General features: G+C 64.8%; 9 protein-coding genes and 1 tRNA gene. 5 read left to right on the top strand and 5 right to left on the bottom strand.

Annotated features, from left to right (window positions below; genetic code table 11):
* Positions 1 to 37: 37 nt before the first annotated feature.
* Positions 38 to 358: a thioredoxin gene (gene trxA / locus ACN4E0_RS13580; RefSeq protein ID WP_221603678.1), complete on the top strand. Its 321-nt coding sequence runs from the start codon at positions 38 to 40 to the stop codon at positions 356 to 358.
* Here the strand turns inward: trxA and ACN4E0_RS13575 are convergent.
* Together ACN4E0_RS13575 and argJ are read right to left on the bottom strand one after the other, a co-directional pair.
* Entirely contained in the window at positions 355 to 1122 is a 768-nt protein-coding gene (locus ACN4E0_RS13575; RefSeq protein WP_419568757.1) for an inositol monophosphatase family protein, read from the bottom strand. The two genes, trxA and ACN4E0_RS13575, sit on opposite strands and share 4 nt — an antisense overlap.
* A 29-nt stretch (positions 1123 to 1151) precedes the next feature.
* A complete protein-coding gene (argJ, locus tag ACN4E0_RS13570; RefSeq protein WP_419568680.1) occupies positions 1152 to 2378 on the bottom strand; it encodes a bifunctional glutamate N-acetyltransferase/amino-acid acetyltransferase ArgJ in 1227 nt (408 codons plus the stop codon).
* Positions 2379 to 2536: 158 nt separating this feature from the next.
* Between argJ and ACN4E0_RS13565 the strand changes: the two genes are divergently transcribed.
* On the top strand, positions 2537 to 2968 hold the full coding sequence (locus tag ACN4E0_RS13565; RefSeq protein ID WP_419568678.1) for an energy transducer TonB: 432 nt from the start codon (positions 2537 to 2539) through the stop codon (positions 2966 to 2968).
* A 54-nt stretch (positions 2969 to 3022) separates the two neighbouring features.
* On the opposite strand, the gene ACN4E0_RS13560 is transcribed toward ACN4E0_RS13565, so the two are convergent.
* On the bottom strand, positions 3023 to 5065 hold the full coding sequence (locus ACN4E0_RS13560) for a spermidine synthase (RefSeq protein WP_419568676.1): 2043 nt from the start codon (positions 5063 to 5065) through the stop codon (positions 3023 to 3025).
* 151 nt (positions 5066 to 5216) lie between these two features.
* Between ACN4E0_RS13560 and ACN4E0_RS13555 the strand changes: the two genes are divergently transcribed.
* Both ACN4E0_RS13555 and secA read left to right on the top strand, forming a co-directional pair.
* Positions 5217 to 5486, top strand: a complete 270-nt coding sequence (locus ACN4E0_RS13555) for a hypothetical protein (RefSeq protein WP_419568674.1) — start codon at positions 5217 to 5219, stop codon at positions 5484 to 5486.
* A gap of 98 nt (positions 5487 to 5584) precedes the next feature.
* A complete protein-coding gene (gene secA / locus ACN4E0_RS13550) occupies positions 5585 to 8338 on the top strand; it encodes a preprotein translocase subunit SecA (RefSeq protein WP_419568672.1) in 2754 nt (917 codons plus the stop codon).
* A gap of 21 nt (positions 8339 to 8359) precedes the next feature.
* Here secA and ACN4E0_RS13545 read toward each other — a convergent pair whose 3' ends face one another.
* The gene (locus ACN4E0_RS13545; RefSeq protein ID WP_419568670.1) at positions 8360 to 8911 is read right to left on the bottom strand and encodes a GNAT family N-acetyltransferase; all 552 of its coding nucleotides are present in this window, start codon (positions 8909 to 8911) and stop codon (positions 8360 to 8362) included.
* 132 nt (positions 8912 to 9043) lie between these two features.
* Between ACN4E0_RS13545 and ACN4E0_RS13540 the strand changes: the two genes are divergently transcribed.
* Positions 9044 to 9784, top strand: a complete 741-nt coding sequence (locus ACN4E0_RS13540) for a sulfite exporter TauE/SafE family protein (RefSeq protein ID WP_419568668.1) — start codon at positions 9044 to 9046, stop codon at positions 9782 to 9784.
* Positions 9785 to 9790: 6 nt separating this feature from the next.
* On the opposite strand, the gene ACN4E0_RS13535 is transcribed toward ACN4E0_RS13540, so the two are convergent.
* Positions 9791 to 9865 (bottom strand) — tRNA-Asn (locus tag ACN4E0_RS13535).
* Between the last annotated feature and the right edge of the window lie 11 nt (positions 9866 to 9876).

Genomic DNA, 9876 nt, shown 5'->3' with positions numbered 1-9876 from the left:
CACATCGTCAGCCGAAGGAATTTTCAGGAGACACCCCATGGCCACCACCGCCGTCACCGACGCCAGCTTCAAGTCCGACGTGCTCGAAAGCGACAAGCCCGTATTGGTCGATTTCTGGGCCGACTGGTGCGGTCCGTGCAAGATGATCGCCCCCGCGCTCGAGGAACTGAGCGACGAACTGGGCGACAAGGTCACCATCGCCAAGATGGACATCATGGAAAATCCCGACGTGCCCGGCGCCATGGGCGTCCAGTCGATCCCCTTCCTCGTGCTGTTCAAGAATGGCGAACCGGCTGCGCAGATGCGCGGTGCGGCGCCGAAAGGCCAGCTCAAGCAGTGGCTTGAAGGCGCGCTTTAATCCATTTTCGCATATAGTTCGGCGAGCTCTTCCCACAGGGCGGGGCTCGCCGCACCCAGCAGGCCCGGTCGGTCCCATTCGTCGACGCGATAGGGGGACCCGTCGGGCCTTGCCGCTTTTCCGCCCGCCTCGTTGAGCCACAGCACGCCCGCCGCATGATCCCAGGCGAGCGTGCGCTCGAAGATCGATACGTCGTTCACCCCCAGGGCCAGCCGCGGATATTGCTCCGCCGCGCAGAAGGGGATGTCGACCAGCTCGTAGTTGGGCGAGATGTGCCGCTTGGTTGCCTCGCGCCGCCCTTCTTTCATGAAGATAAGCGAGATCGCGCCGATGGGCGGGGTTCGTCCGGTAGGTCGGGCCATCACGCGCTCGCCGTTTACGCTCGCGCCCTGGCCTTCGTGCGCAACGCAGAACCGTCCCGAGAGACAATCGTAGATCCAGCCCGAGCGCGCGATCCCACCATCGGCGCGCGCGACGATGATGCCGAAGGGCGGCTTGCCGTGCGCGAAATTACGCGTGCCGTCGATCGGGTCGACGATCCAGCAGGGCCGGTCGAGCCGCTCGAGGATTGAGGAATCGGCATGGGCCGCCTCCTCGCCCACAAAGGCGAGCGAGCCGTCGATGGCGGCGAGCCCTTCGCGCAGCAGCGCCTCGCTCTCCTTGTCGGCGATGGTGACGGGATCGTTGCCGCCCTTGTCTTCGACCTCGCCCGCCGAGAGGTTGCGATAGCGCGGGAGGATCGCCTGCTCGGTCACGCGCTCCATCAGCGCGAGGATCTCGGCGTCGAGCGAGCTCACGAGCGGTAGTCCGCGTTGATCGCGATATAGCCGTGCGTCAGATCGCAGGTCCACACGGTTGCGCGGCCCGATCCGATGCCGAGATCGACATCGATACGGACGTCCTCGCCTTCCAAATGCTTCGCGACGGGCGCCTCGTCGTAATCGGGCAGGGGTTGTCCGTCCCTGGCCGCCCAGGTCCCGCCGAAGCCAATCGACAGGCGGTCGCGGTCCGCGGGTTCGCCGGCCTTGCCGACCGCCATGACCACGCGGCCCCAATTGGCATCGCCCCCGGCGATCGCGGTCTTGACCAATGGCGAATTGGCGATGGCGAGGCCGACACGGCGGGCGCTCGAATCTTCGGCCGCGCCGCTCACCGCGATCTCGATGAACTTCTGTGCGCCTTCGCCATCACGGACGACGAGTTGCGCGAGCTCGCGGCAGACCTCGAGCAGCGCCGCGTAGAAGGCGTCGGCGCCGGCATCGTCCCAACCGGCCAGCAATGGAGTGCCCGCATTGCCGGTGGCGAAGAGCAACACCGTGTCGCTGGTCGAAGTGTCACCGTCGACCGTGATGCAGGAAAAGGTGGCGTCATTCGCCTTCGCCAGCATCTCTTGCAAGAAGGCCGGGGCAACCGCTGCGTCAGTAAAGATATAGCCGAGCATGGTCGCCATATCGGGCGCGATCATGCCGCTGCCCTTGATGAACCCGGCCAGGTCGACACGGGTCCCGCCCAGCATCGCGGCCGCCACGGCGCCCTTGGCAAAGGTGTCGGTCGTGCCGATCGCACGCGCGGCGTCTTCCCAGCCGCAGGGATCGGCGGCGAGTGCCGCCTCAACTCCGGCGCGCGCCTTGTCCTTGGGGAGCGGCACGCCGATGACGCCGGTGGAAGACACGAAAACCTCTTCGCTACCGCAGTGCAGCGCTCCCGAAACCTGCCCGACGATCTGTTCGACCGCCTCGCGTCCGCGCTGCCCGGTAAAGGCGTTCGAATTCCCGGCATTGACGATCAGTGCGCGCGCATGGCCCTGCTTCACCTGTTCCCGGCCCATCTCGACCTCGCTCGAGGCGCAGGCGCTGGTGGTGAACACGCCGGCCACCGAGGTGCCTTCGGCGAGTTCGACGAAGGTCAGGTCGGCGCGGTCCCACGCCTTGTAGCCGGCCCGCGCGACGCGCAGCGTCACACCGGCGATCGGCGGCATCTGGGGAAAGGGGCGAGCAAGCGGCGAGCGTTCCAGGTCCATCGGTGTGCCGTAGTTGTCGTCACGGTTCGCCGCAAGCGGCACTCGGTCGCGGCCGAGTGCCGCTTGTGGGGCGATGTGCACATCGGCGCTCGGCAGCCTATGATTTCGGGCAATGCTTGCTATCGATTTGCTGCAGCAAGATTGGGTCCAGTCCACCAATGAAGTCACTTCACAAAATGATCGTCCTGTGTACGGCGATTGGGGCGATCATGCATTTTGCCTATTTGTCCTACTCTTCGCGGTACATTCATACCGGGGGAGAACCGGACCAGGAGATGATCGAGCCTTCCATGGAAGGACCCCGCGGTGCGGTTCCCGCTACTGCGCCGCAATCCTGGATACTGCCCAAGGACTATCCGCAAATCGCGTTGGACGGCGGCATCAAGGGGGAGACCAAATTTCGAGTGACAGTCACCCCGTTCGGCGAGGTTGACGAGTGTACCATCACGAAGAAGAGCGGGTATCCCGAACTGGACAAGCGTGTTTGCAGCGCAGTGGCCACCCGGGCGAAGTTCTATCCCGCCTTGGATGATTCTGACCGTCCCACTGAGGGAAGCTACTCCAGCACGGTGATCTGGACGCTCGATTGATCCGTCTTCGCAAGCGCCGGCGATGCAGTGGGACTAGCGGATTACAGCCGCATATCAGGCCGCCCGCGCACTGCCCTTCGGCACGAGCAGGAACGCCACCAGATAGAGCAGGCCGGTGACCAGCAGCAGGTTGTTGTAGCCGGTGAACAGTGCCGCATATTCCAGGCATCCTCCGACAATCGTGCCGAGCAGGTTGATGGCAAAGGCCGATTGCGAATCGCCGCTTTCGCGGAAGCGTTTGGCGAAAGCGATGTTGGCGAGATAGATCGGCAGGAAGGCGAGCATGGTCGCCGCCGCCAGTCGCGGCCAGAACGCCAGCGGCAGCAGCCATTCGGGCTTGATGATCCAGGCGGCCGCCAGAGCCGCCGCCATCGCCAGGAAGACGATCTTGAGCGGCGGGGTCCTGACGCGTCTCTCGGTTTCCACCGCCGCGAGCACGACCAGCAGCACCCCGGCAAAGACCAGCGCATTGACGAACCAAGTCGTCCCGAACAGCAGCGCGAAGGTGGCGATGTTCTTGGTTTCGAGCAGCAGGAAGGCCGCGCCCATGAAGAACAGATCGGCATAGGGGCGCATCGTGCCCAACGGCCCGCCCAGCACGCGCACGGTCAGCAGCGAGGCGAGCAGGATCGTGGCGATGGTAATCGCGTAGACCGGCGGGAAATTGGTGCCCCGGAAATAGAGGAACGGGGCATCGTCGCTGACGGTGCTGATGTTCGAGGAAGGCGTCCACGGCTCGCCGCAGCTCTGCGACCCTTCCTGCATCGCCACGCTGACGACTGCCTGCGCATCGGCCCATGTATCGACGCAGGGTTCGTGCCCGAAGACCTTGTGCGCGGTCCCCGCGAGGCGGTCGATCAGCCAGGGCTCGCGGTAGTAATTGTACATGGCGAACGCGCCGTCGGGCTTGAGCACACGGCGGACCGAGGCGATGGCCTCCTCGGTGAAGAGGAAACTCTCGAGCCGGATTTGCGAAGCTCCGCTCACCAGTGTCAGCGAATCGGGCAGGGCGAAGAGGACGAGATCGTAGCGCCGGGCGGTATTCTCGAGAAACGCCCGGCCATCGTTGACGTGACGGGTCACTTTCGGATCGGCATAGGGCCGGTCGGGATTGAACCGGGCACCGATAGACATGATGAGCGGGTCGATATCGACGGCATCGACGCGCTTCGCGCCCTTGCTGAGCGCGATCGCCACATCCGAGCCCGATCCCGCCCCGATGATCAGAACGTCGTCGAGCTTGTGGGGCAGGCGCAGGTAGGGCGTTTCATAGATCCGCTCTCCCTGTTCGAGCTTCCAGCGCGCCGGTGCCATCAGCTGGTGGGGGACGCCATTGGCCTTGATCAGCAGAAGCTCCTGCTCGCCCTGGACCAGGACTTCGGATTGCACCTTGTAGTAGGGCGACCAGGCGACCCCAGGCTGCAGCGTCTCGACGGCCAGCCCGATCAGCAGCCCCACCGACCACAGCGCTGCCCGCAACTTCCGATCCTTTGCGGTCAGGATCATCATCGGGACAAGCGCGACAACTCCCCAGACCAGCGAAGGGGCCTGGAGGAAGCTGAGCGCAATGAAGGCGAGGATGCCGCCAAGCGAGCCGAGAAGATCGCTTCGATAGGATATGAGGGGCGGCAATTTGGCGAAGCAGCGCCCGACCATTTCGGCTGGCCCGGCAAGGATGACGGCGACCAGCAGGAAAACGAATGGGAGCGCGAGCCAGGCGGGCGGACCGCTTATCTCGAGCGAGGTGAAATAGATGATGTCGGACCCGGTACGCTCGACCGAAACCGGGAAGATGATCACCAGGATCACCAGCAGCGCGAGCAGCGGTAGCGTGATCGGCCAGACCGACCAGCTTTTCCGGCTGATCAGGAAACCCGCCCCGATGCCGAGAAACGATCCGAGCAGGACGAAGTTCGAAAAATAGGACAGGTGGACGACGTTCGAGCCGAGCCAGCGGATCAGTGCCAGCTCGAGGAACAGCATCAGGAAGGCGGCGAGTGCCAGCCGCCGCTCGATCGGTCGCGCTGCGGCGCCTTCGAGTATCGTTTGCTCATTACGATCGGCGGCTGCCGACGCATCCATTGTCTGCTCGTTCACGAATTTCCCCGCCCTGACCCGGTGTTGCCCTAGCAACCACCCGACTGAGGGTGTGCTATCGCGGTTATGATTAGTAAAGCCTTACCGCCAGACCGCCCACATGCGCGCTCGCGCATGGACAATCGGCCCGCGAATGCGTATCGGTCCGGCCATGCTTCGTCGCCTGATCACTTTGCTCGCGCTGCTCACCGGCCTCGCTGCCGCGGGGGCTCCTGCGCATGCGCTGGTGTACGACGCGGGAGCAGGGGTCGAACTCGCCGCAGGCGCGGAAAGGCCCTGCAAGAGCGACACCTGCGAATGTCCTGGCGCCGTGCGCCAGTCGCTCGCGAATCGGCGCACCGCGAAGCCTTGCAAGCCCGCCCCGGTTATCACGGTCGTTATCCCGACCGTACAGCTGGGTGCCGACCGCGCCTACGAATAGCGCCCGCTTCCCAAAAGCACCCCGTTTCGGTCCGCCACGATCAGCGTGAGCGGGCGCTCACTCCATAGAATTCATCAGGAAGGCTCGAAGGCCCCCACATGCTCAATTCCATCATGAAAGCCGTCTTCGGTTCGTCGAACGACCGCTACGTCAAGTCGCTCGGCAAGATCGTCAACCAGATCAACGCTCTCGAACCCCAGCTCCAGGCGCTGACCGACGAGGAGCTGGCCGCGCAGACCGACAAGTTCCGCGCGCAGCTCGCCGACGGCAAGACGCTCGACGATATCCTCCCCGAAGCCTTCGCGACCGTGCGCGAAGCCTCGGTTCGCGTGCTCGGCATGCGCCACTTCGACGTGCAGATGGTCGGCGGGATCGTGCTCCATCGCGGTGAAATAGCCGAGATGCGAACGGGCGAGGGCAAGACGCTTGTCGCCACGCTCGCGACCTATCTCAACGCGATCGAGGGCAAGGGCGTCCATGTCGTCACGGTCAACGATTACCTCGCCGCGCGCGACGCCGAATGGATGGGCCGCCTGCACCGTTTCCTCGGCCTGACCATCGGCGTGATCGTACCCAACCTGTCCGAGTACGAGCGCCGCGAGGCCTATAATGCCGACATCACCTATTCGACCAACAACGAGCTCGGCTTCGACTATCTGCGCGACAACATGAAGCACGAGCGCGGCCAGATGGTGCAGCGCCCCTTCAACTTCGCGATCGTCGACGAGGTCGATTCGATCCTGATTGACGAGGCGCGGACCCCGCTGATCATCTCGGGCCCGACCGAGGACAAGTCCGACCTCTATATCTCCATCGACGAGGTGGTGAAGACCTTCCCCGACGACTGGTACGAGAAGGACGAGAAGCAGCGCAGCATCCAGCTGACCGAGGAAGGCACCGAGGAAGTCGAGAAGCTGCTGATCGAGAAGGGGCTGCTCGAGACCGAGAACCTCTACGACGTCGAGAACACGCAGGTCGTCCACCATCTCGACCAGGCGCTGCGCGCGGTGCACATGTTCAAGCGCGACATCGACTACATCGTCAAGGACGACAAGGTCGTCATCATCGACGAGTTCACCGGTCGCATGATGGATGGTCGGCGCTGGTCGAACGGCCTGCACCAAGCGGTGGAAGCCAAGGAGGGCGTCAAGATCGAGCCCGAGAACCAGACGCTCGCCTCGATCACCTTCCAGAACTATTTCCGCATGTATCCCAAGCTGTCGGGCATGACTGGCACCGCCGCGACCGAGGCGGCCGAGTTCTGGGACATCTACAAGATGAACGTGGTCGAGATTCCGACCAACGTGCCGGTGCAGCGCATCGACGAGGACGACGAGTTCTACAAGAACACGCAGGACAAGTTCCAGGCCATCGCCAAGGCGATCGCGGAGAAATCGAAGATCGGCCAGCCCGTGCTGGTCGGCACGGTGTCGATCGAGAAGAGCGAGCTACTGAGCGCCTTTCTCGAGAAGGAAGGCGTCAAGCATGAGGTGCTCAACGCCCGTCAGCACGAACGCGAGGCGCATATCGTGGCGCAGGCCGGCCGCCTGGGCGCGGTGACGATCGCGACCAACATGGCCGGGCGCGGCACCGACATCCAGCTCGGCGGCAATGTCGACTTCCGCATCGGCGACGAGCTCGGCGAGATGGAGGAGGGGGCCAAGAAGGACCTCGAGATCGATCGCATCAAGGCCGAGGTCGCGGCCGAGCGGCAGAAGGTACTTGAGGCGGGCGGCTTGTTCGTGCTCGGCACCGAACGGCACGAAAGTCGTCGCATCGACAACCAGTTGCGCGGTCGGTCGGGCCGTCAGGGCGACCTCGGCCTCAGCCGTTTCTACCTCTGCCTCGAAGACGACCTGCTGCGCATCTTCGGCCCCGACACGCTGTTTGCGAAGATGATGAACTCGAACCTCGAGGATGGCGAGGCGATCGGTTCGAAGTGGCTGTCGAAGGCGATCGAGACCGCGCAGAAGAAGGTCGAGGCGCGCAACTACGAGATCCGCAAGCAGGTGGTTCAGTACGACGACGTGATGAACGACCAGCGCAAGGTGATCTACGAACAGCGCGCCGAGATCATGGATTCGGAAGCGGTCGACGACGTGGTCGTCGCGATGCGCCACGATGCGATCAATTCGCTGGTCGCCGAAGCGTGCCCTCCGGGCTCCTATCCCGAACAGTGGGATGTGGCCGGTCTCAAGGACCGGATCGCCGAAGTGCTCGGCATCGACGCTCCGCTCGAGCAGTGGATCGAGGAAGACCAGGTCGAACCCGAGATCATCGAAGAGCGCCTCGTCGAACAGGCCGATGCGATGGTGGACCGGAAGATCGCTGCCGCCGATCCTTCGCTGTGGCGCCGGATCGAAAAGAGCGTCCTGCTGCAGGAACTCGACGGCCAGTGGAAGGATCACCTCGCCACGCTCGATGCGCTGCGCCAGGTCGTGGGCCTGCGCGCCCATGCTCAGAAGCAGCCGCTCAACGAGTACAAGCAGGAAGCCTTTAGCCTGTTCGAGACCATGCTCGACAAGCTCCGCGAGGAGGTGACCAGCAAGCTCATCCGCCTCGAACTCGTCGAACCTGCTCCGCTGCCGCAGATCGACCTGCCCGAACTGCCCGATTTCCTCACCGGTCACATTGATCCGCTGACGGGTCTCGAGGATTCGAACGACGGCGACGGTTCGGCATCGCGCGCGGCGCTGTTCGGTGCGCTGGCAGGGAGCCCGCGTGCCGCGGTCGGCCCGGGCGGTGCGGTGGGCGAAAACCCCTATGCCGGGATGGAGATCAGCCGCAATGCGCCGTGCCCCTGCGGCTCGGGCAACAAATACAAGCATTGCCACGGCGCGCTCGGCGGCTGAGCCGTGCTGGCGGCTTCGCCGCTAGCTGCGGCGGGGCTGCCTGACCATCGGTTGCAGGGGCGGGCTGTCCGGCTGCGGAAGGATCGGCTCGCCCAGCGGTTCGAAGCCGCACGAGGCATAGAATCCGGTGTTCGCCGGGTTGGAGTTCTCGAGATAGGCGGGAAGGGCGGCGCGGTCACAGGCGTCGAGCACGGGCTGGATCAGCCTGCGGCCGAGCCCTTTGCCCTGTGCCGAGGGACGCACGCCGATGCTGAAGAGATAGGCGTGCTCGAAGTCGGGATGGCGCGTCTCCATCGCCTTGCCTGTCCTTATCCCGCGGCGCACCGCGCCGGGACCGCAGGTGAAGACCGTCCGGACGGCGAAGGCGGCGTAATCGCCTAGCGAGAAGCTGGCATCGCCATCCGGAAGCATCCACATGCAGGCCCCTTCATCGCCAGACGTGTAGCAAAAGCCGCGCGGCGCGTAGATGCGCCGGGCCTGGAGGTCGAAGAGGTTGCGGATGCCGGCGAACCGGCCGAACAGCCAGAGGTTAAAGGGATCGGTGCGAAAGGCATCGGCAGTGATTTCGCCCAAGCGGGCTGCATCGCCCGGGCCGGCGCACCTGAGTTCCTCCCCCAACCGGATGTCTTCTCCCCGCATCGCCGCCCGTTCCCTTCCCTGGCCACAATGCTAGCCCGCGCCGCGCTGCCGGTCTAGGCAGTCGGCATGCTCCTGCTCGCCGCCGCTTTCCTTGTCACCGCGCTGCTTTATGCGAGCGTCGGTTTCGGTGGCGGATCGACCTATACCGCGCTGCTCGCGCTGGGCGGGGTCGACTACCGCCTGCTCCCGCTGCTCTCGCTAGCCTGCAATATCGTGGTGGTGGCGGGCGGCACCATGCGCTTCGCCCGTGCGCGGGTCACCCCGTGGCGCGATGCGCTGCTGCTTACGGCGACGGCCGCGCCGGTCGCCTTTCTCGGGGGGCTGACGCCGATCGGTGAGAAGGCCTTTCTCGGCATGCTCGGCGCCTGCCTCGTGATGACCGGGCTGAGCCTCCTCCTCCCCGCGCGCGAGGAAAGCGTCGCGACGCCTGCCCGCTGGGCGCGGCTGATGCCGGTCGTCGCGATGCCGCTCGGCTATCTCGCCGGGCTGGTCGGTATCGGCGGGGGGATTTTCCTCGCCCCCGTGCTGCACCTCGCGCGATGGCACGGCGCGCGCGCCATCGCGGCGACGGCTAGCCTGTTCATCCTGGTCAACTCGCTCTTCGGCCTCGCGGGGCAAATGCTCAAGGGCGGGGCGGGCCGGCTGGGTGCGGCCGCCGATTTCGGCCTGCCGCTGCTCGTCGCGGTCGCCATCGGCGGGCAGATCGGCAGCCTGCTGGCACTCAAATACCTGCCGCAGCGCTGGATCCGCCTCGGCACGGCGGCGCTCACCACCTGGGTGGGCGTGCGCTTGCTGCTGATTTTATGAGAAAAGTGGCTCCCCGAGTTGGATTCGAACCAACGACCAAGTGATTAACAGTCACCTACTCTACCGCTGAGCTATCGGGGAGCAGCCCGCTG

The sequence above is a fragment of the Qipengyuania sp. genome, from assembly GCF_048550555.1.
Taxonomy (GTDB): Bacteria; Pseudomonadota; Alphaproteobacteria; order Sphingomonadales; family Sphingomonadaceae; genus Qipengyuania.
The sequence above is the reverse complement of the archived record's forward strand: the minus strand, read 5'-3'. Positions and strand labels throughout refer to the sequence as shown.